This is a genomic window from Bifidobacterium sp. SO4 (assembly GCF_018555355.1).
GTDB classification, from domain to species: Bacteria; Actinomycetota; Actinomycetes; order Actinomycetales; family Bifidobacteriaceae; genus Bifidobacterium; species Bifidobacterium miconisargentati.
Window position 1 is genome coordinate 199578 of record NZ_JAFEJP010000003.1, and the last position, 25284, is coordinate 224861.

Below are 25284 nucleotides of genomic sequence, written 5' to 3' on the forward strand. Positions count from 1 at the left end.
AAACCCGGCAGATAGGAGGTTGCCATGAGAGCGATATTGTGGAAAGACTGGACGCTGTTGCGCAAAAGCCGGCTGTATATGGCGTCTGCCGTGGGAATGTGGCTGTTCGTACCGATTGTGGTCGCCGTGTTGGCCGTCGGTTCCCCGCAGGATGCCGCCACGGCCGACGGTGCATGGTCTTTCGGGGAAGGACTGGCCGGTTGGTACGGATACGTCGCCTCGATACTGGCGTTCGGCACGCTGTTTTCCAATTCCGCCACCATGGATTTCAATGCCGTGCCGCGATCCGATGGCACGTTGGAGAGCTGGCGGAGTTCCGGCCGTTCGATGTTGCGGTACTGCGTGGCCAAGAGCCTGCTGCCGGTGATCATCGCGGAGTTCATGACCCTCACCAATGTGGGGTATCTGGTTTGGGCTGGGCTCGACGCCTCGACCAACGTGATGCAGGTGGCCTATGTCGTGGCGTCCCCGGCCTTGCTGGCCTTCGCCGCCGAACAGCTGTACCTCGCCCTGCATGCCGGCTCGATGGGCTCGCTCTCGTTGGCGACGATGCTGGCGTCCGCACCCATGCTCGTCTTCACGGTGCTCACGTTCACGGTTTCCCGACTGTGGTCGCTGGTGGTGCTGCTCGTCTTCGGTCTGGTCGTCATGGGTGCGACCGTGGTCTCCTGCCGCCGTCGTTATCCGACCGTGCTGAGGCCGATTGGCTAGGCTCTGTTAAACCATGATTGGCGTAACCCTTATTCTTGGCTACCCTTGTCAGGACATCGCCGTGATGCAAACAGCAGAGCCGTTTGTAGGCGATGTGTGAGGCGGCAGCCGAGCCGGTAGGCTGCGAACGGAGTTCGTCGTTGGTTGCAGGACGAGCTGTCGGCGAAGCCGACTGAGGGGTAGTCCAGTGGAATTCATATCAATTTTGGTCTAACAGAGCTATTGGTGAAGACCAACCGATCGGGTCACACATCGGCACTATTGCTGGTGATGGCCAGCTATGGGCGGGCGCTACAGATTCTCGGGGATACGACGGTCTCGCCAGTAGTACTCGTTGTCATGCTCGTTGATCTCGCGCATGACGCGGCATGGGCTGCCGACCGCCACCGAGTTCGCGGGGATGTCCTTGGTGACCAGGCTGCATGCGCCGATGACGGAATTGTCACCGATGCTGACTCCCGGCAGCACGGTCACGTTCGCGCCGATCCACACGTTGCGTCCGATATGGATGGGTTCGGAGAACTGTGCGAGGCGTTCGCGCAGGTCGGGCCGGATCGGATGGCCGGTGGTTACGAGCGTGACGTTGGGGCCGAGCATGGTGTGGTCGCCGATGAAGACCTCGCCGTCGTCCACAAGCGTCAGATTGAAGTTCACGTATACGTAGTCGCCCAGATGGGTCGAGCAGCCCCAGTTGGCGTGGAATGGCGGTTCGATCCACGTGTCCTTGCCCATTTCGGCGAAGTATTCGCGCAGCAGCGCGGCCCGTTCGGGGTCGGCGGCGGGCAGCTCGTTGGTCTTGCGCATGATGTCCCGCTGCTCCTGCTGCGCGGCGTCCATCAGCTTGCCGTCCCAGAGATATACGTCGCCGGAATGCAGTATGTCAAGCACTCGTTGGGGTACGGTCATCATCGCTCCTTTTGTTTCGATGGATTCGGCTCTGTTCAACCAAATCGATACGGTCTTTTTTCTCGCCCCCTGCCATAGGAATTGGCGGCGAAGCCGACTGAGAGGCAACCCAGTACGATTCATGCCAACCTTGGTCAGCCGAGCCTAAATGAACCATGTCGGTCGCAAACAACATTGACGGTTTCCGGCCCCCTTTGTTGCGGGAACCGGAAACGACATGTTCATGCCCAAGCTTGATTGAACCGTCGCCGGGCTTATACGGATTCATCGTCTGTGCGGGTACCCGCGGGCATCGCAGGCGCCCGCATCCGCGCTCACAGTTCGGGCACGACCTCGATCTTGAGGCCCTGCATGCTCAGCGCGTATTCCATGGCCTCGTTGATCTGGTCGAGCGGGAACACGTTGGTGACCAGGTCCATGACGGGCAGGCCGCGGTCCTTGGCCTCCTTGAGGAATTCCTGCGCCTCGAGCCAGTCGCCGGCCTGGTAGGTCCAGGAGCCGGTGAGCTTGATCTCCTTCTGGCACACGTCCAGATGCGGGTTGTAGGTGGCGTCGCCGGTGTTGGTGAAGAAGCCGACCTCGCAGTAGGAGCCGCCGCGGCGGATGTACTTGAACAGGGCGGCGGCTGCGGCGGGCGAGCCGGTGCACTGGAAGCCCATCTCCGCGCCGAGGCCTTCGGTGGCCTCTCGCACGGCGTCGGCCGCGGCATCGACCGAATCGTAATCGGAGAAGTTCACGGTGGCGGTAGCACCGAGCCTCTTGGCCATCTCGAGTCGGGCCTCCTTGGCGTCCACGGCCACGATGTTACGGATGCCGTAGGTCTTGAGGAGCGCGACCAGCAGCAGTCCGATCGGACCGCAACCCTGGACCAGCACATGGGAGCCGTGCTTGAAGTCGTAGATCTTCTTGGCCTCCTCCACGGCGTGCACGATCACGGCGGCCGGTTCGATGAGAATGCGCAGGTCGCGGTCGGGCATGTCGTTGACGTTGAAGATCACCGCACCCGGATTGCACTTCATGTAGTCGGAATACCAACCGTTGAAGAAGTGATCCTCGCCGGGCATCAGTCCGTGGATCTCGCCGTTCTCGCACAGGTGAATCATGTCGGCGCGGCGCTTGCAGATGGCACAGTGGCCGCACGGGCGCAGGCCGGTGACGATCTTGTCACCCACCTTGAGCGGCTTGCCTGAGTAATCCGTGGTGACGTTCTTGCCGAGCTTCACGACCTCGCCGGTGGCCTCATGGCCGAGCACGATGGGCGCGTAGTCGAACGGGTCGGCGCGGTATTCGGACTGGTCGGTGCCGCAAATGCCGCAGCCCTCGACCCGGACGAGCACCTCGTCGTCATTGATCTCCGGCAACGGCAGCGTGCGCACGTCGATGTGCCTCGGCTCCGTCAGAACGGCGACGCGACCCTCCGCGGGGATGGTTGGTTCGGTGGTTTCGGACATTGTCATAACTCCTTTGTGATGAGGGAATGCCTTCATCACTTACGATAGTCTGCCCGGACGCCCGTTCCCCGCATCGACACCGCGAAAAGAAAATCCCCGGGGTTTCATGATGTTTCGCATGAGTGACTTTCCGGGGCATTCGCTAGTAGTATAGCCATCATGAGGCTCGAGAGTCAATCCGTCTCGCTCAACGAATTGCAACACTGGTTTTCCACCGAGCGCATGGACACCTATGTGCGTTCTGCGAAAGCCACCGGCTGCGATGCGGTCGACCTGTACGTGTGGAACGGACGGACTTCCAAGGCGCTGCTTGAAGACATCGCGCACGTGGAGGTGCTGTTGCGCAACTTCATGTCCGTTCGTCTCGCCAAAGCCTGCGGACATGACGATTGGTACAAAGATGACGCACGATTCCGGTTCAACTCATCCAGGACAAGGCGCTTCGAAAACTCAGTTGACGAGATAGAACGTCAGATACGGCATGCGGGCAAGCCAGTCACACCAGGACGTGTGATCGCCGACATGTCACTTGGCTCGTGGTGCTTCCTACTTTCATCCAGATTGGGGCAAACCGTATGGAAAGCGCTGCGCGACCCGGCGAACGGCGGCATGCCGAACTACCCATCCCGTAAACGCGCCATATTTGAAAGCCACGTCAAGACGATGCGCGACCTACGCAATCGTCTGTCCCATCAGGAACATGTTATGCTCGATAATCTCGATGCCGAGAACCAGTATCTGGACGAACAGTATGCCAATCTGGATTGGATTGCTCGAGCCATCGATCCGAAGGCCGCTGACTGGATTCGCAGCCAGTCACGGGTGCCCGGGCTGCGCAAACTGCGCCCTCATCACTCGACGCTGAATTAATGAAAACACTTGCATTGGCGCATGTATCCGTACATAAGGCTTCCCGGAAGCGTCCGCCGATGCGTCTTGTAGCCGAGCAACGATGCCTGCCGTGATATATCGACTGCATATGGCTTGTATAGTCTCACCTAGCACGTTTCCCCGCAATGACAACCATCACGGTGAGCCAATTTCAGCCGGCCCGACCAAACGTCCTACTTCCGATTGGTAAGTGTGACGTTTTCTGCCGGTAGTTCCGGTGCACATTATCGCTCATAGGCGGCTCCTCTCTCTGAACTTGTACATACAACAGTCATTAAAGATGCTCTCCAACGACGCAGCGGCGACAAGACAACAAGCGTCCAGGCACCGCAACATCGCGGACATGAAACGGGGTTAGCATCGGGCGCGATATCCGAGAACATCGCCCGATACCACGGCATAGCGGCACGACAACGCAGCGCAGCAGGCGCGGCATTGCGAGCGCGGGCCAAGGCCGGGCACAGACCAACAACACAACGGAGGAATCGCACCATGAAGATGCTCACCGTAGGACCGAAGGACATCTACCAGTTCGCCACGGTCAGGGAATTCGCCGAAGCGTTCAAGCTTGGCCCCACGGACCTGGTGGTCAGCATCGGCATGATCCATGACGCTTTCCTGAAGCCGTATCTCAACGGCGCGAACGTGCTGCTGGTGGACAAGTACGGCAATCAGGAGCCGACCGACGTGATGATCGACGCCATCATCCAGGACGCCGGCCAGTTCGATTACGACCGTATCGTCGCCATCGGCGGCGGCGCGGTGATGGACATGTCGAAGATCGTGGCCGTGGCCGGCGGTGCCAGCATCGATGAGGTGATCGACCACCTGCCGGACTTCAAGCGCAAGGTCGGGCTGGTGCTGGTGCCCACCACCTGCGGCACCGGCAGCGAAGTCACCGAGATCGCGGCCATCAACCGTACGCGCCTCGGCTGCAAGGCGGGCATCGCCGGCCCGGAGATGTTCGCCGACCACGCGGTGCTCATCCCCGAATTGCTGTACGGTCTGCCCGATCACGTGTTCATGACCAGCTCGCTGGATGCGCTCGTGCATTCGGTCGAATCCACGCTCTCCCCCAACTCCACCCCGTACACACGCCTGTTCGGCTATGAGGCCATGAAGATGATCGTCAACGGGTACAAGGCGATCGTCGCCGCGGGCCCGGCCGGAAGCAGCAAACGCCGCACCAAGCGCAACGAACTGATGAACGACTTCCTCATCGCCTCCGATTACGCGGGCATCAGCTTCGATACGGGCGGTTGCGCCGCCGTGCACGCGCTGAGCTACCAGTTGGGCGGCAAGTATCATGTGCCGCACGGTGAATCGAACTATGCGATGTTCACCGGTGTGCTGCGCAATTACATGGAGATCAAGTCCGACGGCGAGATCGCCAAGCTCAACGCCGTGCTCGCCGACCTGCTCGATTGCGATGTAGCCGACGTGTACGACGAGCTGGAGGCGCTCATCAACCAGCTGCTGCCGAAGAAGGCGCTGCACGAGTACGGCGTGACGCGCGAGGATTTGCCGGAGTTCACGGAGCGTGTGATGACCACGCAGGCGCGACTGATGCGCAACAATTTCGTGCCGCTCGACGCCGCCCGCGTGCGCAAGATCTTCGAGGAGCTGTACTAGCCATTCGGACACTTCGGGGCATGTGACATGGGTCTTCCTCCGGAATCTCCTCGGCAGGAAGACCCTTTTTGGTTGGCTTTGTTTTATGCGACGACGTCAGTACAGGCGCATGCCCTGGGGAACGGGGACGAAGCCGGCTTGATGGAGGATGCGGGCGAAGGGGTGCCGGGCGTTCAGGGGTTCTCCGTTCATGTCGGAGAAGGTGACCGAGCCGGCACCGTCGCGTTTCAACGCATAGGCCAGTTCAGCGGCGGCCTTGCGCAGGGACCCGTCCATGTCGTCGGAAGACGAATGATCGAACACAGTCAGATGCTTGGATTTGACGGCCGCGTACATCACCGGGCCTTGAGCATCCAACACCACCAAGGCCCCGGCGCGTCTGACCGGTTTGGTGGCACCGCCCGGAACCGATGGCCAGTCAATCGCCGAACCGAAGAGATTCGCCGGGTCGAGCACGCTCAATGCCACGGCCGATCGGCCGTGATGCTCCAACGGATGACGCAGGGCGTCCACGGTCTCACGCTCGGCGAATTGGGCCGCGCCGAATCCACGCACGAACATGCCGCGGACCAGCCTGCCGTGTTCCTCCATGCGCTTGAGTACGGGATACAGCGCCGAATAGCCTCCCGGCACGCCCGCCCGGTCGATCAGCGGCTGGGCGATGATGCCGTAACGGTCCAGCAATACCTCGACCAAAGTCAGGGCACGTTCGGTTTGCGCTTCCGCTTGTGCTTGTGCGCGTACCGATTGCACGGTTATCGGTGACTCAGGTCCGGCAACGTCACGTTTCGTATCAGCGCCGTCACGCTCGATGCCATGCGATTCGTTGCCGGCATACGTATCGGTACCGCCCACGCCATCAACGTCGTAGACGGCACCGCCGGTATCCGCAGCCACCAGTGACCACAGACCAGATAACGCCGTATCTGTGGTTGCGCGACGAATCGGCGCTACTCGTCCGCGTCTGCGGGAGACCGTGGTTTTCCGGCGGCCCCCTTGCCCCGCCATCACCAACGAACGAACGGGTGCGAAACCGGAGTTGGTGACCTTGCCTTGCCAGACCAGGCTCCAGAGGGCGTCCTTGAACTGCCGCTCGCTCCACTCCTGCGGGATGATCTCTCCCGTGTCCGGGTTGATGTCCGGTTCGGCGGTCTCGTTCCAGATGCGTTTAGCCGCATCCATGAGCTGACGTGCATGGAATGCGCCGCCGGATTGCAAGGCAGTGAGAATCGCCTCGGGCATGGTGGTGGAAGGCATCGGGGATGCCGGGCCGTTGGCCGCATCATCCGCCTCGGCGACCAACACCGAATCGACAGGATGGAATGCCACTTCCCCGGCCTCCAGCGCACCGGTGGCCCCTGTTTTGGACCCGACCCATATCACGTCGCCCGAGGTGAGCAATTCGTCCAGCAACGCGGGCTGGTAGTCGCGCACGCGGGCCGGGAATACGGCCGATTCCCAGAGTGCTGCCGGCAACGCCACGCCTTCCAGTTGTTCGATGACGCGCATGAGACCGTCCGCGCCCTCGTACCGTTCTCCGCCGACCGGCCCCACGCCCTGTCGATCGAGCAGGAACATCTGGTAGGCGTTCGGTTCCACCGGTTTGACGGCCTTGCGGGCCTTGGCCAGCGAGCGCGAGCGGATGCGCCGGAACACGTCCTTGTGCAGCCACTGTTCACCGGACTGTTCACCGGACCTCCCATCAGCGGATTCGACGGCATCGATGAAATGGCCGTGAAGCAGTTCGCCTTGTGCGGCAAGCGTATCCAGAGTGTGCACGGCGTCCGTGACGTTGATGCCAAGGTCCGCGATGAGCCGTTCGGCGGTGAAGGGACCATGGTTTTTGGCGTATCGGGTCACACGGCCGGTCACGTCGTCGGAGGCGAGTTCGTTCCAGAAGGTACGCTCCCCCAGTTCCCGTTCGACGTCGCGGATGACATCGGGATCCAGCACCTGGGCCATGTCCGTGGTGCCGAGCAATCGTTCGAGCACCTGCGGGTCGAGTGAAAGCAGCTGCGCGCTGCGTTCGGCCTGCGGCTGGTCGTACTGGTACATGACCGCGCCCACGAATCCGAAGAGGATGTTCTCGGCGAACGGCGAAGGCGATTCGGCCTCCACGTCCGTGACCGCGATGGTTCCGGCTTCCAGCCCGGTCATCACCTCGTTCAGGGCGGGCATGTCATAGACGTCCTGGAGGCATTCTCGCGCGGTTTCCAGCAGCAATGGGAAGTTCCTGGCCGTGCGGGCGGACTGCAACAGTTGCGCGGCACGCAGTCGCTGCTGCCAGAGGGGCACTCGGCGGCCGGGGTCGGAGCGCGGCATGAACAGGGATCGTGCGGCGCATTCGCGGAACCGCGCGGCGAACAGTACGGATTCGCCGACTTGCCGTTCCACGTCCGCCTTGAGGTCCTCGGGGTCGAAGAGGAACAGGTCGGCGGCAGGGATATGGCCTTCGCCGTCCGGCAGCTGAATCACGATGCCATCGTCAGCGGCGTAGGCCTGTCCGTCGAAACCGTATCGGGTGTTGAGTCTGCGGCTGATGGCCATGGCCCACGGCTCGTGCACGCGGCGGCCGAAGGGGCTCAGGAGCACGATGCGCCAGCCGCCGTCCTCATCCTTGGTGCGTTCCACCACGAGGGTGCGGTCATCCGGCACCACGCCGGTGGCGGCCTGCTGTTCGGAGAGAAGGTGGGCAAGATTGGCGATGGCGTTGTCGTCGAGGCCATCGTGACGGAGGCGACGTTCGATCGTTGCGGTGAAGCCAGTAAACCTCCCCCCAGTCGCCGTCCGGCGAATATCGACAGACTGCGCCTGCACATTCCTGGCTCGACTATCGTCTCGCCCTTGCCTACCATCAGTCCAATGGACCGATGGCTTCACGGCTCGGCCCTCCCGCGGGGAGCCAGATGAAGAAGGAGTGGACGACTCCACGGCTCGGCCCTCCCGCGGGGAGCCAGATGAAGAAGGAGTGGACGACTCCACGGCTCGGTCCTCCAGAGGGAAAACAAAAGAGGAACGAACCGATGAGTGCACAGTTTCCGAGGAGCCGGAGACGGGAACAAGTCCCGCGGTGGTCTCTCTCAGGAAACGACCGATGGTGCGGCTGAAACCGTAGTCACGGCCGGCGCCTTCGCCATGCCAGAAGGGCAGCCGCGCGGTACGGCCGGGGGCCGGGGTCACCACCACGCGGTCGCGGGTGATCTCCTGGATCTGCCAGGTGGAGGTGCCGAGCGTGATCACATCCCCCACGCGCGACTCGTAGACCATCTCCTCGTCCAGTTCGCCCACGCGCCGCTGCCCTTTGCCGGCGTCGGCTTCGGGGAGCACCACGGTGTACAGACCGCGGTCGGGAATCGTGCCACCGGAGGTCACCGCGATCTTCTGCGCACCGGGACGCGCGGAGATGACGTCCTCCTGACGATCCCACATGAGCCGCGGACGGAACGCGGAGAAGTCCTCGGTGTTGTACGCGCCGGACATCATGCCGATCACCGCGTCGAACATGTCGCGCGGCAGTGCGGCGAATGGCGCTGAACGGCGGACGGTGGCATACCATTCGTCCGCGTCGAGGTTGTGCATGGACGCGGCCGCCACGGTCTGCTGGGCCAGGATGTCCAATGGGTTGCGCGGGATGGCGAGCGGTTCGATGTCCCCGGCGATCATCGATTCCAGGCTTGCCGCGCCGGTGACGATCTGCATTCGGGTCAATGGGTAGAACAGGGCGTGCGAGACGCCGCCCACCTGATGGTCGGCACGTCCCACGCGCTGCAATCCGGAGGACACGGACAACGGCGTATCCACTTGGATCACCAGATCGACCGACCCCATATCGATGCCGAGTTCGAGGCTGGATGTGGCCACCACGCAGCGCAGTTCGCCACGTTTGAGCCGTTCCTCGATCATCTTGCGACGATCCTTGGAGACCGAACCGTGATGCGCCATGGCGATGACGTCGTCGCCCGTATGGGAGCCGACCAGCATGGTGGTGGATCCCACCACGGCGTCGTAATGCGCGGCGAATCCCTCTCGACCTTCGGGAGAGGCAATGCCCCACGCATCACCGACGGAATCTTTCGCATCGTTGTCCGCCGTCCGCTCCCCCATGTTCCCATGCACGCTTTCGGCGTACATGTCGTTCAACCGTGCGGTGAGTTTCTCGGCCACACCGCGTGAATTCACGAATACCAGCGTGGTGTGGTGGGCCAGGATCTCGTCCAGTATGTTGCGTTCCACCACGGGCCAGATGGAGCCCGACGTACGGTCGCCGCGTGCACCGACAATCGCGGAGGAATCGCCATCATCGATGATTCCATGTGCAGGCACATCGGCGGAATCCGGAGACGAATCCCCGAGGCAACCGGCCTTGACGGTCGTGTCCGTATCAGATCGATCGCCGGAGGGCACGATGCCCTTGCGCTCGGCGAGCCGTTGCATGGCCGGGGTGACGCCGCTGATATGCGGCAGGGCACGCGACTCGGCGTCCGTTCCGCCCGCACGTTGTTTGACGTTGACGGATTGCAGATCGCGCATGTTCTCCAATGGTTCGACCATGCGCAGGTCCATCGCCGGACGTCCTCCCGGATTGACGATGGTGACGGGCCGGCCTCCGCCCAGGAAGCGGGCGGCCTCCTCGGGCGGATTCACCGTGGCGGACAGGCCGATGCGCTGCAGATGGAAGTCGGTGGTATCCCCCGCTTCCTCCTGGTCCACAGAGGTCTTCCGATGGGCTTCGGCGATCAGTGCCTCCAGACGTTCGAGGCTCAGCGCCAGATGCGCGCCACGCTTCGTGCCCGCAACGGCGTGGATTTCGTCCACGATGACCGTGTCCACGGTGGAGAGGATTCGCCCGGCCTTCGAGGTGAGCAGCAGGTACAGCGACTCCGGTGTGGTGACGAGGATGTCCGGCGGATGCGAGGCGATGCGCCGCCGCTCCTGCGCGGTGGTATCCCCCGACCGGGTGGCGATGGTGATGTTCGGGGCCGCGAGCCCTCTCGCCCCGCATTCCGCGGCGATACCCGCCAATGGCCGTTCGAGGTTCTTGGCCACGTCCACGGCCAGGGCCTTCAACGGCGAGATGTACAGCACCCTTACGCCTTTGCGGCTACGCTCCGGCTGCGGTGCGGTCATCAGACGGTCGATGGCGGAGAGGAACGCCGCGAGCGTCTTGCCGGAGCCGGTGGGTGCGATGACGAGCACGTTGCCGCCGGAGCGGATTGCCGGCCAGGCCTGTGTCTGCACTTCGGTGGGCTCGCCGAAGGCGTGCTCGAACCACGTGCGGGTGGGTTCGGCGAACAGACGCAGACTTTCGTACATATGTTCGATTGTATCAAAGGGTGCAAACAACACGGCTCCGACTTCCCATCAGAAGTCAGAGCCACAACACTGACAGAAAAGCTCTGTCAAAACAATCTTGATATGAATCCTGTCGGACTACCCCTCAGTCGGCTTCGCCGACAGCTCCCCTGACAAGGGGAGCCAAGAAAGCTATATCAGGGCAAGATGCAATAGCATCTCGGAAAGCAACCGACTCAGCTGAAGTAGGCGATGACCTCATCGGCGGTGCCGTACGCGGACTGCGCGCCGAGCTTGGTGGCGGCGTACGCGGAAACGTAGGAGCCGATCTGCGCGGACTGCAACAGCGTGTATCCGGCGGCGAGGCTGGCGAGCACGGTGCCCATGAACGAGTCGCCGCAGCCGGTGGTGTCCACGGCGTCCACCTGCACGGCGGAGACGCGGTGCCAGCGGCCGTCCTCGATCACGATGGATCCGGAGGCGCCGAGCGTCACGATGGCGCGGCCGAAACCGTAGTCGGCGAACCGGGAGACGATCTCGTACCAGTCGAATTCGTCGACGTTCTCGTCCGGCAGGCCGAGCAGTTGGGCCACCTCATGCTGGTTGACGAGCAGGATGTCCGTGGCCTCGACCAGTTCGTGCGGCAGTTCGTCCATGAACGGCGAATCGTTGAGCAGCACGGTCACGCCGGCGTCGTGCGCGGTCTGCGCGGCGGCGATGACGGTCGAGATCGGGCTTTCGAGGCACAGGCCCAGCACCGAGCATTCGGCGATGGTGGTGCGGTGGGACTGCACGTAGCCCGCGGAGGCCTTGGCGTTCGAGCCGGGCGAGTAGACGATGGTGTTCTCGCCTTCGGCGCTGACGGTGATGAGCGTGGTGCCACTGGGGCCTTCCACATGCAGGATGTCCGCCGTGTCCACGCCGGCCTCGTCCAGCTTGCTCAGCAGGAAGTCCGCGTTCGCGTCATCGCCCACCGCGCCCAGAAGCTGGACGTTCGCGCCGAGCCTTGCGGCGGCGGAAGCCTGGTTGGCGCCCTTGCCGCCGGGCAGCACCTTCAGTGCGCCGCCGTTGACGGTTTCGCCCGGACCGGGCAGTCGTTTGGTGGTCACGGTGTAGTCGGCGTTCATGGATCCGACCACGATCACGGAACCGGTTGCCTTCTTCAGTGCTTCCAATCGATCGCGCACCGGTTCGGGCATCTGTTCATGCTCTTCACTGTTCTCCATGGTTGCCCAGCATAGTCGGCGGATGGGCCAAAGGCCGAATCCGCTTGGAATTCCAAGGCTTTCGACCGGTCCGCGAAATCGGTCGAAAGCCTGCTGAAGGTCGGCCGGAGACGCACGCGGGGAATCAGCCGCGCAGCTTGCGCAGCCGCTCGTGCATGACCGTCATGAGCACGAGGAACAGCAGCAGGTACCACGGGTAGAGCGCGATGGTGACGTACTGCGCGATGAGGCCGAACACGGGCGGCATGACCAGCGAACCCATGTAGGCGCAGGCCATCTGCACGCCCACGATGGCTTGCGAGTTCTCCTCGCCGAAGTATGTGGGCGTGGAGTGGATGACGCACGGGTAGATCGGCGCGCAGCCGAGTCCCACCACCACCAGACCGACCACGATGCCGAGGTGGTGTGGCAGCGGGATGAGCATGGTGACGATGCCGGCGAGCACCAGCACCTGGCCGAGTCGGATCATCGCCGGATCGGCGAGTTTCATGGTCAGGAATCCGGAGAGCGCGCGTCCCACGGTGATGCCCACGTAGAACAGGCTGGCCCAGCTGGCGGCGGTGATCTTGTCCACGCCGCCGTGGAGCACCATGTAGCTCGAGGCCCACAGACCCGCGGTGGTTTCGATGGCGCAGTAGCAGAAGAACATGATGAGGATCTCCTTGGCGCCGCGGATGGCGAGCACGCCAGCCACGCCCAGGGGCTTGCGTTCGGCTCCGGCGGCATCCCCCGTACCAGCCCCCTTCGTCTCATCGGTCGTGGCCTCCGCAGCCGTGCGTTTGCGGGACTTCCACAGCGGCAGGCTCAGCACCAGGACCACGGTCAGAATCACCTGCAGGATGGCGATGTACCGGTAGCCCCACGGCCAGCCCTGACCACCCGAGAGCGCGAAGCCCATGATGTAGGGGCCGATGGAGGCGCCGACGCCCCACATGCAGTGCAGCCAGCTCATGTGGCGGCTTTCGTAGTGCACGGCCACATAGTTGTTGAGCGCCGCGTCCACGCCGCCCGCGCCGAGGCCGTAGGGCACGGCGATGAGGATCAGCACCCAGTAGTTCGGGGCCACGGAGAATCCGGCCAGCGCCATGGCGGTCAGCGCCACCGAAACAGCCGTGACGCGGCCCGCGCCGAACCGCAGGGTCATACGGTCGGACAGCAAGGCCGAAACGATGGTGAACATGGAGATCACCGCGGAGATGCCGCCCGCCCAGGAGACCGGCACGGACAGGTCCTGGCTCATGGTGGGCCATGCCGCGCCGAGCAAGGCGTCAGGCAATCCCAAACTGATGAACGCCACGTAGATCACGGCAAGCAGCAGACTGGCCATGGTTCGATCCCTCCGATTCCGACGGTGATGCAGACAATCGCAAACGACGTTGTGATAACGATGTCACCAGATTACCAAACGGTCATTAGCAACACGCGGACGAACGTACATATCCCCCTTGGCGAGTGCGCACCCCCGTGATAATCCGGCCCATTCCACGGCCGCCCTTAAGCGCGCTCACGTCAGGTACGATCACTCCGGGAACCAAGGCAATCCCGATCGCAAGGCTAGACTGGATGTATGAGCACCCCACAGCAGCCGCAATATTCCCCATATGATCCAGGGCGGCCTGCGCGGCCCCGGCAACGGTACCAGGCCCGGCCGGGCACCCCGTACGGCACTCCCCCGGGCTATGGCCCGCAGCTGCCGCCGATGCAGGGGATGCCGCCGAACCGACCACGCAGGAGGATGCCCACATGGCTGGTCATCACGATCGCGCTGCTGGTGGCTGTCGCGCTCAACATCGCCATCATCTTCGGCATCGCCAAAGGCGTGGCGCAGCTCATCCGTTCGGCCGGCGAATACGGTTCCACCACTGACGGCTACACCGTGCACAGCGCCACGCCGCCGCCGGAACCAGCGGCCCGCCCCGATTCCGTAAGCGCCGCGTTCGACAAGTACTACACGCAGCAGTACGTGTGGAAATCCTGCGATCAGGGCGACGGCTGCGCCACGTTCCAGGCGCCGTCCGACTGGTCCGATCCGGACTCGAAGCCCATCGAACTGCACGCCGCCATCCGTTTCGCCGAGGACTACGCGACCGGCACCCTGTTCGTCAATCCGGGCGGCCCCGGCGCCTCGGGCGCGGACTGGCTGAACGACTTCGTCGAATACACGGCCACCGACGATCTGCGCGAACATTACGACATCATCGGCTTCGACCCGCGCGGCGTGGCCGACTCCACCCCCATCACCTGCGGCACCGATACGACGTTGCTGGACGACTACTTCCTCGCCGACCCGATCACCGCGGACAACATCGACCAGAGCCACGCGATCGCGCAACGGTTCGCCGACGCCTGCCGCACATCGAGCGGCGACATCATCGACCATGTGGACACGCAGTCGGTGGCCCGAGACCTCGACATGCTGCGCGCCCTGGCGGGCCGGTCCAAACTCGACTACCTCGGGTTCTCATACGGCACGTACATCGGCTCCACCTATGCGGCTCTGTTCCCCAAGCAGACGGGCCGGCTCGTGCTCGACGGCGCCATCAACCCCACCGAGGACTCGGCCACCTCCACCATCGAGCAGGCCGTGGGATTCGAGAAGGCGCTCGCCTCCTACCTCACCGACTGCATCGGGAACGACGATTCCTGTCCGTTCAAGGGCATGGACACGGACCAGGCGACCAAGGAGATCCAATCGTGGCTTGCGAAGGCGGATATGAGCCCCTGGCCCACATCGGACGGAAAGAAGGTGAACAGCATCACGATGATGTACGGCGTCATCATGCCGCTCTACTCCGAGGACAATTGGACGTACCTGACCCAGGCGTTCAAGGAGCTCAAGGACACCGGCAAGGCGGATACCCTGCTGTTCCTCGCGGACACGTATCTGGGACGGTCGGAGAACGGCAAGTACACCGACAATTCGATGGAGGCCAATCTGGCCGTCAACTGCCTGGACGACCCGCCCACGTCGGATATGGCCGAGCAGGCGCGGATCGCCAAAGAGCTGGACGAGAAGGCGCCCACGTTCGGCCGGTTCATGACGTACGGGAACATCGGGTGCGAGGCCCTGAAGCAGGACCGTTCGGGAATCGAGAAGCTCGACTACTCCGCTCCCGGCGCCTCCCCGATCCTCGTGGTGGGCACCACGGGCGATCCCGCGACACCGTACCAGTCGGCGGTGAATCTGGCGAAACTGCTTCAATCCGGCGTGCTGCTGACCTACAAGGGCGAGGGGCACACCGCCTACACGTACACGAATTCCTGCGTGGCCGAGACCGTGGACGATTTCCTCACCGACGGCAAGGTGCCGAGCGGCGATGTGACGTGCGGGTAACAAATGGCTCTGTTAAACCAAGATTGACATGAATCCATGTCCGACTACCCCTCAGTCGGCTTCGCCGACAGCTCCCCTGACAAGGGGAGCCGAGAATATAAGAGCCAATGTCAATCTTGGTTAACAGAGCCTAACAAATCGGGCCGCGCTCATGCACGGCCCGATTCCTTCGCACTGCGGATATCACGTATCGATCTTGGAGCGGTCGAAGTCGTCCGCGTTGTCCACGATGAACTGCTTGCGCGGCGGCACGTCGTCGCCCATGAGCAGGCTGAAGATCTCGGAGGCCTGGGCGGCATCCTCCATGCGGATGCGGCGCAGCATGCGCGTGCGCGGGTCCATGGTGGTATCCGCCAGCTGGTCGGCGTCCATCTCGCCCAGACCCTTGTACCGCTGGATGTCGTCCGCGTAGCCGATGTGCCTGCGGTCGAGGTCCGCGAGCTTGGTGGCCAGTTCGTCGTCCGAATACGTGTACAGGTATTCGCCCTTGTGCGAACCGGTCAGCGCGATGCGGTGCAGCGGCGGCACGGCCGCGTACACGTACCCGTGCTCGATGAGCGGGCGCATGTACCGGTAGAACAGCGTGAGCAGCAGGATGCGGATGTGCGCGCCGTCCACATCGGCATCGGTCATCATGATGATCTTGTGGTAGCGCGACTGTTCGATGTCGAAACTCTGGCCGGAGCCGGCGCCCACCACCTGGATGATGGCCGCGCACTCCTTGTTGGACAGCATCTGCGTGATGGAGGCCTTCTGCACGTTGAGGATCTTGCCTCGGATCGGCAGCAGCGCCTGGAAGCCGGCATTGCGCGCGGCTTTGGCGGTGCCGAGTGCGGAGTCGCCCTCCACGATGAACAGTTCGGCGATGTCGTCGTTGCCGGGCTGGCAATCGGACAGCTTGGCCGGCATCGAGGCGGATTCGAGCGCGTTCTTGCGGCGCGTGACCTCCTTGGCCTTGCGCGACTGGATGCGGGCGTGCATCTCGCCAACGATCTTCTCCAGCACGCGGCCGGACTGCTCCTTGTAGCCGCGCTTGGAGCCGGTGATCATCTCGCCGAACTGCTTGTCCGTGAGCCTGGTGACGATCGGCTTGACCTGCGCGGTGCCGAGCACGTCCTTGGTCTGGCCCTGGAACTGCGGTTCGGCCACGCGGGCGGTCACCACGGCCACGAGACCGGCCTGGATGTCGTCGCGCTCGACCCTCATGGCGTTGTCCTTAAGGTTTACCTTGAGCTTGCGGGCGTTGTCCTCCACGGCCTTGCGGATCTGCTTGGTGATGGCGTTCATGAAGCCGTCCACGTGCGTGCCGCCGCCGGGTGTCTCCACGATGTTCACGAAGCTGCGGATGGTGGTGTCGTAGCCGTTGACCCATCGCAGGGCGATGTCGATGCCGCAGGTGCGTTCGATCTCCTGGGCGTGCAGTTCGCCGCCCTCGCCCACGGCCTGGGTCTCCTCCTTGTAGGTGCCCTCGCCCTGGATGCGCCAGATGTCCGAGATGGGTTCGCCCTTGGACAGGAAATCGACGAAGTCCTTCACGCCGCCGGTGTGGCGGAATTCCACGACGCGCGGATGCGCCGGCTGTTCGCCGAACGCACCGTCCGCGACCTCGCCGACCGGGCCGAAGGAGAAGTCCTCGTCGCCGTTTTCGGCGATGCCGTTCTCGGCGGCATCGTTTTCGATGGTATCGGCTTCGATATCGCCGGCCGCATCATCGGTTTCGGCAACGCCGCCGAACGCGGCCGCCGCGGCATCCGTACCGTCGTCCACGGCAGCGGGCGTCGTCGTACCTGCATTGCCCGCAGACTCGGCCGCGGCCGTCTCCGGCACGTTCTCGTCCACGATGGTGATCTTCAGACCGGGCACCAGGAAGCTGGTCTGGCGCACGCGGTCCACGAGCTGCTCGTAGGAGAATTCGGCGGTCTTGTTGAAGATCTCGGGATCGGCCCAGTAGCGGATGCGCGTGCCGGTGGTCTTCGGGGAGACCTTGCCGGTGATCTCCAGTTCGGTGGGCCGGTTCTTGCGGGTGCGCTTGAACGGCGAATCCGGCGACGGGTTGGCCGGGTCGGCGTCCGTGTAGACGCCGGGATGACCCTGGTGGAAGGCCATGTGGTGGGTCTTGCCGTCGCGGTCCACTTCGACGTCGAGTCGCGAGCTCAGGGCGTTGACCACCGAGGATCCCACGCCGTGCAGGCCGCCGACCGCGTTGTAGGACGAGTTGCCGAACTTGGCTCCGGCGTGCAGCTTGGTGAGCACCACCTCCACGCCGGACAGGCCGGTCTTCGGCTCCTTGTCCACCGGGATGCCGCGGCCGTTGTCCGCCACTTCCACCGAGCCGTCGGTGTGCAGGGTGACGGTGATGTCCGTGCAGAAGCCCGCCAAAGCCTCATCGACCGAGTTGTCGATGATCTCCCACAGGCAGTGCATGAGGCCCTGCGAGTCGGTGGTGCCGATGTACATGCCAGGACGCTTGCGTACCGCGTCGAGGCCTTCGAGGACGGCAAGATCCTTCGCGCCGTATTCTTCTGTGGCCATAGGTCCTTTTGTTTCTGAGTTCTATATGGCTGTGGCTTCCCGCCGAAGGGGAAGCCACAGCTCACGGTCACTGATCCAGGAAGTCGCGCAGCGTCTGCGAACGGGACGGGTGGCGCAGCTTGGACATGGTCTTGGATTCGATCTGACGGATGCGCTCACGGGTCACGCCGTACACGCGGCCGATGTCGTCCAGGGTCTTGGGCTGGCCGTCCTCAAGGCCGTAACGCATCTTGATGACGCCGGCCTCACGCGGCGACAGGGTCTCCAGCACCTGCTTGAACTGCTCCTGCAGCAGGGAGAAGGCGACCGCGTCGGACGGGGCGATGGCGTCGGTGTCCTCGATGAGGTCGCCGAACTCGGAATCGCCGTCCTCGCCGAGCGGGGTGTGCAGGGAGATCGGCTCGCGGCCGTACTTCTGCACTTCCTGCACCTTCTCGACCGGCATGTCGAGCTCGCGCGCCAGCTCGTCCGGCGTGGGTTCGCGGCCGAGATCCTGCAGCATCTGGCGCTGGACGCGGGAAAGCTTGTTGATGACCTCCACCATGTGCACGGGCACGCGGATGGTGCGGGCCTGGTCGGCCATGGCTCGGGTGATGGCCTGGCGAATCCACCAGGTGGCGTAGGTGGAGAACTTGAAGCCCTTCTTCCAGTCGAACTTCTCGACGGCGCGGATGAGGCCCAGGTTGCCTTCCTGAATCAGATCGAGGAACAGCATGCCACGGCCGGTGTAGCGCTTGGCGAGGGAGACCACGAGTCGCAGGTTGGCCTCCAGCAGGTGGTCCTTGGCCTTCTTGCCGTCGGCGGCGGCCCACTTGAGCTCGCGCTTGCGCTTGAACTCCATGCCCTCGGACTGGGTGTCCAGCAGGTGCTGGGCGTACAGGCCGGCCTCGATGCGTTCGGAGAGGTCCACCTCCTGCTCGGCGTTCAGCAGGCTCACGCGGCCGATCTGCTTCAGGTAGTCCTTGACCGGGTCGGCCGTGGCGCCGGCGGCGATCACACGGCGCTTCGGGTTGCCCGCGGGGATGATGTTCTCGTCATCGTCGTCCGTGTCGGAGACCACGTAGGCACCCTTTTCCTTGGGTGCCTCGGGGGTCTTGGGCTGGGACTCCTCTTCGTCCTCGTCTTCCTCGTCCTCAAGATCCTCGTCCGCGTCGTCGCCGTCCTCATCGAGGTCGTCGTCATCGGCGTCAACGTCGTCCAGATCCTCGTCCAGATCGTCCACGTCAAGGTCGGCGTCATCCACGTCGGCGTCGGCGTCAAGCTCGTCGTCGGCCTGGGTGTCCTCGTCCTTGATGATGTCCTCGTCCTTCGCCTTCTTGGCGGCGGACTTGCGCGCGGTCTTCTTGGCCGGGCCGTTGGCGGCCTCGGTCTTGGTGGACTTCCTCCTGGTGGAGGGCTTGCGCGCGGCGGTCTTGGAGCTGGCCTTCTTTCCGGTATCTTCGCTGGATTCGGTTGCCTGCTTGGTTGCCGTCGTTTCCTTCGTGGCCAAAACTTGCTCCTCCTGATCTCTCGCCGTGAAGCGCATATACCACATGGGCACACTTCTGGCAAGGGCAAATCGTCAACTATGTGAGTAAACCACCTTCCACGGACGATTATTCCCACCGACACGTTTCACGACGTGTTATCCCCGCCGCGCGTTCACGCCCTCCGCGGGCCGTTCGGAACGTTCCTAACGGCCTGCGGCAAGGGTTCGCGCCTTGCACCATGCGGGCGCGATGCCCCGATCGGATGCGGAGAAGATCATCGCCGCGAGCGAACAATCCTCATCCAAGAGCAGGCACTGCAGCGCGAACACCGCCGCCTTGGGGTCCCCGAGCCACCACAGTACGTACGACACCACGGCCAGCGGCTGGATGCAGTACGGCACGGGCGAGGCCACGGCCATCTCGAGCAGGATGTCCACCCCGATGCGGCATCGGTCCTCGTCCGGCACCAGCCCCTCGTCCTCGAACGCCCAGGTCAGCAGGCGGCCCATCGCCTTCTTGGTGCGCGCCCGGTGCGGTCTGGCGGCGAATTCCATGAGCTGGCTCTTGGGGCAATGCCGCTCATCCACCACGAGCGAGAGGATGAGCGCGTCCCGGATCGCCAGCGTCTCGTGCATGCCTGCCGCAAAGGCCATCAGCGTGGCGCGATCCGGGCACCGGTCGCCGTCGAGCCCGTCGAGCCATTCGTCCAGCGGGCCGGACACCCAATCGGTGTTGGCTTCCTGGATGCCGCGCGTCCTGCGGTCCTCGCGGAAGCGGAGGGCGAGTTCCTCCAGTTCGTCGTAGTCGAACGGCGGGATGCCGTCGCCTTCGCCGTGCTCCAGGACGAATCCCGCGGCGCATGGTCCGTGATACTGCCCGTCGTATTCGTCGTCGTACGATTCCTCCCGTATCGCCGCCATGGGGCATTCGCAGGCGCGCAGATCGTGCGGATCGCGTATCTCGGGCGGGTGCGTCCGTCGTCGTGTTCGTGCTGCATGTGTGGGCATGATGGTTCGTCCTCCTTGACTATGGCGGCCTTCGGCGGCCGCGATGTGCGATGGATGGTTACGCGGATGCGGTCGGTCGCCGATGATTCGTTCGCGATTCGCCGGTGAAACGCGCATCCGCCCGCCCGGATGGGCGTGACCTCCACTATGCGGGAGGAGGGGCGCGGCACCCGTGAAAAACTGGGCATGTGGTTCCAGCTCCCGCTCCCCCGGTTTTCGGCGGTTCTTGTGTTCTCCATACCCTGTGGATAAGTTAGAGGCATGTGGACAACCGATCATGACCTTGCCATCATCGAACCGCGCATCGCCGAACTGGTGCGCGAACTGACGGACGCGCCCGCCACCGGCGAAGTGGCCGGCGCATTGCGACCGGTGATGGGGCAGGTCATCGATCAGGCAGTGGCCTCCAGCGAGGGAGGCAAACGACTGCGCGCGTTGCTTACGCTCGCCGCGTTCGACGCGCTGCGCACCGACCTCCCCGGTTCATCCGTCTCCGGAACCGACGACGACGCACGCCGTTCGATGGTGGACCTCGCCTGTGCCATCGAGGTGTTTCAGACGGCCGCGCTGGTGCATGATGACATCATCGACGAGTCCGACCTGCGCCGCGGCAAGCCCTCCGCCCACCGTGCGCTCGAACAGGCCGTGCACAGCGGGGTCATCGGCCGCGGTCTCGGTCTGATGCTCGGCGACATCCTGGCCACCGCGTGCATCGAAATCGCGCGCCGCGCCTCGCGGGGCCTTGCCAACACGGATGCCATCGACGAGGCCTTCCTCACCATGCAGCGCGAGGTCGAGATCGGGCAGGTGCTGGATCTGGGCGTCGAGATGACGCCGCTGGACGATCCGGGCGCCCTTGCGGACGCCTCGCTGAACGTGTTCCGTTGGAAGACCGCCAGCTACACCACCATCGCGCCGCTGCTGTTCGCCTTCCTCGCCGCGGGGTACGGGCCGGACGAGGCGAGCGGTCATGCGCTGGCCATCGGCCGTCCGCTTGGCGTGGCCTTCCAGCTGGCGGACGATCTGCTGGACGTCATCGGTTCCAGCCGCAATACCGGCAAGCCGGTGGGCGGCGACATCCGCGAGGGCAAGCGTACGGTGCTGTTGGCGGATGCGTTGGGCGCCGCCGGGGCGGACGAGCGCGGCGAACTCATCGCCATGTTCTCGGCCGATCGTCGAGACGAGACGCAGGTGGCCCGTGCCATCGAATTGTTCGGTTCCACCGGTGCCATCGACCGTTCGCGCGAACGCATCCATGCGCTTTGGCTCGCCTCGCGCGAGGCCATCGCCGAGCTGGGTCTCGCTGCCGAACGCGAGCGCCGGCTGGCCGAGGCCTGTGCCAGGTTCATCCCCGAGCAGCTGCGCTGACGCCATCCCGCCGCACGGCGAAGTCGCCCGGGCACGCCCGGTCCCCCTCGCCCGAATCCGCGTGAATTCTTTGCAACCGCAATCGTCCCGCGTAGCCCTGCCCATGTAGACTGAACGGTGTTCAGCAGTGACCGAAGGAACCGTGCAGCACAATATGAGTGAGAACGAGCCCGTACAGATGATCGAGGGACGCTACCGCATCGTGCGCAACATCGCCGAGGGCGGTATGGCGACCGTCTACGAAGCCGTCGATGAGCGTCTGGGGCGCACCGTGGCGATCAAGGTCATGCATATGCAGCTCGCCAAGGGCCCCCACCGCGACCAGTTCGTGGAGCGGTTCCGTCGTGAGGCCAATTCGGCCGCCGCCATCGCCAACCCGCATGTGGTGCAGGTGTACGACACCGGCGAATACAACGGTCTTGATTTCCTGGTCATGGAATACGTGCATGGCGTGAACCTGCGTCATGAGATGAACACGCAGGGCACCTTCTCCGTGCGCGAGACGCTGCGCGTGGTGGCCGAGACGCTGGATGGTCTGGCCGCGGCGCATCGCATCGGCGTGGTACATCGGGACATCAAGCCGGAGAACATCCTGCTCAACGACCGCGGTCATGTGCAGATCACCGATTTCGGCCTGGCCAAGGCCGCCAGCCAAGCCACGCTGAGCTCCACCGGCATGCTGCTCGGCACGGCCGCCTATCTGGCGCCGGAGATGATCGAGAAGAACCAGGCCACCGCGCAGGGCGACCTGTATTCCGTGGGCATCATGGCATGGGAGATGCTCGCCGGCAAGGTGCCGTTCGATTCCGACAATCCCGTGACCCTCGTCTTCAAGCACGTCCATGAGGATGTACCGTCCATCGCCACAGTGTGCCCCGGCATCGACCCCGCCGTGGCTGCATTCATCTCCCACCTGACCGCCCGCGCGGTGGATGCGCGTCCGTCCGACGGCATGGCCGCCGCGGAGGAGCTGCGCAGGATGGCGGCCCAGCTGCCGTTGGAGGCGTGGCAGTATCGCCTGCACGCCGAGCCGGCGGACGGCAACCACACCGATCCCACCGCCCCGGCTTTAGTGGGTACCGTGGCCGAGCCGGCCGTTCCCGGCGCACGACCGTCCGCCGCCGGTAGCGGTGTCACTTCCGCCGGCACATCCGCGACCTCGGCGACGCCGACCACCGCGATGCCGGTCGATGCAGGTTCCGGCACGGCCACCGCGCCGGCATCGTCGCCCGACGTGCCGCAACCGGCCATTCCCGCGCCCCCGGCACCGCCTGTGGCGCGCACCACGGCCATCGATCCGAGCATGACGCAGGCCATGCCGCAACCGGGCGGCGAGACCCAGGTGCTCTCCCCCATCGACGATCAGTTCACACAGGCCATCGCCATGACGGATGGCGCGCAGGATCCGGACGGTGCCGCCAAGCATACGGACGGCACGACGCCCGCCAGGAAACCGTGGTGGAAGCGTCCGCCGTTCATCGTCACCATCGTGGTGCTGGTGGTGCTCTCCCTCATCGGCTCCACCGCGGGCTGGTGGTGGTTCGCCGGTCCCGGCAGCTATTGGAGCGTGCCCCAGGCCGAGGACGTGACCTGCGCGGCGGACGAGTCGCAATGCTCGCTCACCGGCGCCGACTGGTCCACGTACGAAAGCACGCTGAAGGCGCTCGGCATCCCCTATGAGACCAAGAAGCAGTACAGCGACGACGTGGCCGAAGGCAAGATCATCGCCACGTCCGTGAACGGTTCCGATGCGTTCGTCAACAGCCGCATCAGCAAACGGCAGAACCAGAAGCTCACGGTCACGATCTCCCGCGGCGTGAGGATGGCCACCATCCCGACCGACATCACGGACGCGAACTCGGACGACGGCAAGAGCCCGCTCGCCGCGTTGAAGAAGGCCGGGTTCACCAACATCAAGCATGATTCGTCCAAGGACGAGTATTCGTTGGACAAGCCCGAGGGCACGTTGCTGACCATCTCCCCGGATCCCGGCACCACGGCCAAGCACAATGCCGAGGTGACCGTGACCCTGAGCAAGGGCCCGATGCCGGTGAGCATGCCGGACATCGTCGGCAAGACCAAGGACGAGATGCAGGCGGCATTCGACGAGCTGAAACTCACCGCCAACATCACCGAACAGTACGACGACAAGGTGGCCGCGGGCGATGTGATCTCCGCCTCGCAGCAGGCCGGCGCTCAGCTCAAGTGGGGCGACAGCGTGGATGTGGTGATCTCCAAGGGTCCGGAGACCACGGTGCTACCGAACGTGGTGGGCATGAAGTACGATGCGGCCGCCGCCCAGCTGGAGAAGCTCGGCTTCACGGTGAAGAAGTCCGCGCCGCTGGGCGACATCACCCACGAGGTGCGCGTCCAGAGCCCCAAGGCCGGCGAGACCGTGCGCATCCGCGACGAGAACGGCACCCCCACCGTCATCACCCTGACCGTGGTGTGAATCGGAGCAAACAGCAAATACAAAAAAGTGGCTCCCCTCGCTGAGGATAGTGCCGTGAAGCAAACAGCAGAGCTGTTTGTAGGCAATATGCGAGACGACAGTCGAGCCAGTAAAACGCGAACGAAGTTCGTCCGTAATTGCAGGACGAGCTGTCAGCGAAGCTGACTGAGGGGAGCACCGGGTTATACCGCGACTCCCCTCAGTCTCACTTCGTTCGACAGCTCCCCTCAGCGAGGGGAGCCATTTTGCGCCTCTTCGGCTATTCTTATTCGGCCTTGCCCTCCGCTTCTTCGGCGGCCTTGGCGGCCTTGAGCTGTTCCTTGACCTTCTGGGCGTATTCGTCCACGTATTCCTGGCCGCTCATGGCCTGAATCGCGGCGGACACGCGGTCGGTCAGCGAGCGCAGATCCTCATGCGTGATCTCGTCGGCGGCCTTCTTCTGCACCTCGATGGGCTTGCCGTACATCACCTGCGTGCGGCCCTTCTTCGGGATGGAGGTGCCGATGGGCTGCAGCTTGTCCGTGCCGATGATGGCGGTGGGGATAATCGGGCATCCGGTTTCCAGCGCCAGACGCGCCACGCCGGTGTGTCCCTTGTACATACGGCCATCGGGGCTGCGCGTGCCTTCGATGTGGATGCCGAACAGGTGGCCGTCCTCGATGATCTCACGTGCGTGCTCGAGCGCGCCGAGGGACTTGGAGCCGCCGGAGCGGTCCACCGGGAACACGCCCACGGATGTGAACCACCACTTCTTGAACTTGCCCTTCAGGCCCTTGCCTTCGAAGTACTCGGCCTTGCCCATGAAGTGCACCATGCGCGGGCAGGTGATCGGGATGAGCGCGTCGTCGATCACGGCCAGATGGTTGGCGGCGATGATGCCACCGCCCGTACGCGGCACGTTGTTGAGACCGGTGGCGGTGGGGCCGAGACGGTGACGGGCGATGGGACCGAAGACCTTGACGAAGAACCAGTACAGCACTTGGCGTTTCCCTCCCTGCGCGGTTTGGGGCGAC

14 protein-coding genes and 3 pseudogenes are annotated in these 25284 nt (G+C 64.0%); 6 read left to right on the forward strand and 11 right to left on the reverse strand.

Features of this window, described 5'->3' with window-relative positions; all coding sequences use genetic code 11:
* Positions 1 to 24 precede the first annotated feature (24 nt).
* Complete coding sequence (locus JS536_RS03895) at positions 25 to 711, forward strand: hypothetical protein (RefSeq protein ID WP_214355826.1); 687 nt, start codon at positions 25 to 27, stop codon at positions 709 to 711.
* 291 nt (positions 712 to 1002) lie between these two features.
* On the opposite strand, the gene JS536_RS03900 is transcribed toward JS536_RS03895, so the two are convergent.
* Entirely contained in the window at positions 1003 to 1617 is a 615-nt protein-coding gene (locus JS536_RS03900) for a sugar O-acetyltransferase (protein ID WP_214355878.1), read from the reverse strand.
* 314 nt (positions 1618 to 1931) lie between these two features.
* Positions 1932 to 3068: a zinc-binding dehydrogenase gene (locus tag JS536_RS03905; RefSeq protein ID WP_214355827.1), complete on the reverse strand. Its 1137-nt coding sequence runs from the start codon at positions 3066 to 3068 to the stop codon at positions 1932 to 1934.
* A gap of 159 nt (positions 3069 to 3227) precedes the next feature.
* On the opposite strand from JS536_RS03905, the gene JS536_RS03910 reads away from it, so the two are divergent.
* Positions 3228 to 3938: an Abi family protein gene (locus JS536_RS03910; protein ID WP_214355828.1), complete on the forward strand. Its 711-nt coding sequence runs from the start codon at positions 3228 to 3230 to the stop codon at positions 3936 to 3938.
* Between the two features lie 513 nt (positions 3939 to 4451).
* On the forward strand, positions 4452 to 5591 hold the full coding sequence (locus tag JS536_RS03915; protein WP_214355829.1) for a 4-hydroxybutyrate dehydrogenase: 1140 nt from the start codon (positions 4452 to 4454) through the stop codon (positions 5589 to 5591).
* Between the two features lie 96 nt (positions 5592 to 5687).
* On the opposite strand, the pseudogene JS536_RS12010 reads toward JS536_RS03915, so the two are convergent.
* From JS536_RS12010 to JS536_RS03940, 5 genes and pseudogenes are all read right to left on the reverse strand, one after another.
* Positions 5688 to 6329 (reverse strand): annotated as a pseudogene (locus JS536_RS12010) (ATP-dependent helicase); the annotation flags it as partial.
* A gap of 156 nt (positions 6330 to 6485) precedes the next feature.
* A pseudogene (locus JS536_RS12015) lies at positions 6486 to 8342 on the reverse strand (ATP-dependent helicase); the annotation flags it as partial.
* 309 nt (positions 8343 to 8651) lie between these two features.
* Positions 8652 to 10904: pseudogene (locus JS536_RS12020) on the reverse strand (DEAD/DEAH box helicase); the annotation flags it as partial.
* A gap of 215 nt (positions 10905 to 11119) precedes the next feature.
* Positions 11120 to 12082 carry a ribokinase gene (locus JS536_RS03935; protein ID WP_214304199.1) on the reverse strand — a complete coding sequence of 321 codons (963 nt, stop codon included), beginning with the start codon at positions 12080 to 12082 and terminating at the stop codon, positions 11120 to 11122.
* Positions 12083 to 12233: 151 nt separating this feature from the next.
* Entirely contained in the window at positions 12234 to 13436 is a 1203-nt protein-coding gene (locus JS536_RS03940; protein WP_214355830.1) for an MFS transporter, read from the reverse strand.
* Positions 13437 to 13844: 408 nt separating this feature from the next.
* On the opposite strand from JS536_RS03940, the gene JS536_RS03945 reads away from it, so the two are divergent.
* Entirely contained in the window at positions 13845 to 15443 is a 1599-nt protein-coding gene (locus tag JS536_RS03945) for an alpha/beta hydrolase (protein ID WP_214355831.1), read from the forward strand.
* Between the two features lie 183 nt (positions 15444 to 15626).
* On the opposite strand, the gene JS536_RS03950 is transcribed toward JS536_RS03945, so the two are convergent.
* The 3 genes from JS536_RS03950 to JS536_RS03960 form a co-directional block, all read right to left on the reverse strand.
* Positions 15627 to 17975, reverse strand: coding sequence for a DNA topoisomerase IV subunit B (locus JS536_RS03950; protein WP_214355832.1), 2349 nt, complete (start codon positions 17973 to 17975; stop codon positions 15627 to 15629).
* 67 nt (positions 17976 to 18042) lie between these two features.
* Entirely contained in the window at positions 18043 to 19464 is a 1422-nt protein-coding gene (locus JS536_RS03955; RefSeq protein ID WP_214355833.1) for an RNA polymerase sigma factor, read from the reverse strand.
* Positions 19465 to 19647: 183 nt separating this feature from the next.
* Positions 19648 to 20451, reverse strand: coding sequence for a DUF4192 domain-containing protein (locus tag JS536_RS03960; RefSeq protein ID WP_240544241.1), 804 nt, complete (start codon positions 20449 to 20451; stop codon positions 19648 to 19650).
* A 261-nt stretch (positions 20452 to 20712) separates the two neighbouring features.
* On the opposite strand from JS536_RS03960, the gene JS536_RS03965 reads away from it, so the two are divergent.
* Positions 20713 to 21819 (forward strand): polyprenyl synthetase family protein, encoded by a 1107-nt coding sequence (locus tag JS536_RS03965; RefSeq protein ID WP_214355834.1) that lies wholly within the window; start codon positions 20713 to 20715, stop codon positions 21817 to 21819.
* Between the two features lie 154 nt (positions 21820 to 21973).
* On the forward strand, positions 21974 to 24271 hold the full coding sequence (locus JS536_RS03970) for a PASTA domain-containing protein (protein ID WP_214355835.1): 2298 nt from the start codon (positions 21974 to 21976) through the stop codon (positions 24269 to 24271).
* Positions 24272 to 24536: 265 nt separating this feature from the next.
* Here JS536_RS03970 and JS536_RS03975 read toward each other — a convergent pair whose 3' ends face one another.
* On the reverse strand, positions 24537 to 25250 hold the full coding sequence (locus tag JS536_RS03975; protein WP_214355836.1) for a 1-acyl-sn-glycerol-3-phosphate acyltransferase: 714 nt from the start codon (positions 25248 to 25250) through the stop codon (positions 24537 to 24539).
* Positions 25251 to 25284 lie beyond the last annotated feature (34 nt).

Coding starts and splice junctions, on each gene's coding strand:
- JS536_RS03895 (WP_214355826.1), top strand. CDS start 25: ATGAGAGCGATATTGTGGAAAGACTGGACGCTGTTGCGCAAAAGCCGG.
- JS536_RS03900 (WP_214355878.1), bottom strand. CDS start 1,617: ATGACCGTACCCCAACGAGTGCTTGACATACTGCATTCCGGCGACGTA.
- JS536_RS03905 (WP_214355827.1), bottom strand. CDS start 3,068: ATGTCCGAAACCACCGAACCAACCATCCCCGCGGAGGGTCGCGTCGCC.
- JS536_RS03910 (WP_214355828.1), top strand. CDS start 3,228: ATGAGGCTCGAGAGTCAATCCGTCTCGCTCAACGAATTGCAACACTGG.
- JS536_RS03915 (WP_214355829.1), top strand. CDS start 4,452: ATGAAGATGCTCACCGTAGGACCGAAGGACATCTACCAGTTCGCCACG.
- JS536_RS03935 (WP_214304199.1), bottom strand. CDS start 12,082: ATGCCCGAACCGGTGCGCGATCGATTGGAAGCACTGAAGAAGGCAACC.
- JS536_RS03940 (WP_214355830.1), bottom strand. CDS start 13,436: ATGGCCAGTCTGCTGCTTGCCGTGATCTACGTGGCGTTCATCAGTTTG.
- JS536_RS03945 (WP_214355831.1), top strand. CDS start 13,845: ATGCCCACATGGCTGGTCATCACGATCGCGCTGCTGGTGGCTGTCGCG.
- JS536_RS03950 (WP_214355832.1), bottom strand. CDS start 17,975: ATGGCCACAGAAGAATACGGCGCGAAGGATCTTGCCGTCCTCGAAGGC.
- JS536_RS03960 (WP_240544241.1), bottom strand. CDS start 20,451: ATGCCCACACATGCAGCACGAACACGACGACGGACGCACCCGCCCGAG.
- JS536_RS03965 (WP_214355834.1), top strand. CDS start 20,713: ATGTGGACAACCGATCATGACCTTGCCATCATCGAACCGCGCATCGCC.
- JS536_RS03970 (WP_214355835.1), top strand. CDS start 21,974: ATGAGTGAGAACGAGCCCGTACAGATGATCGAGGGACGCTACCGCATC.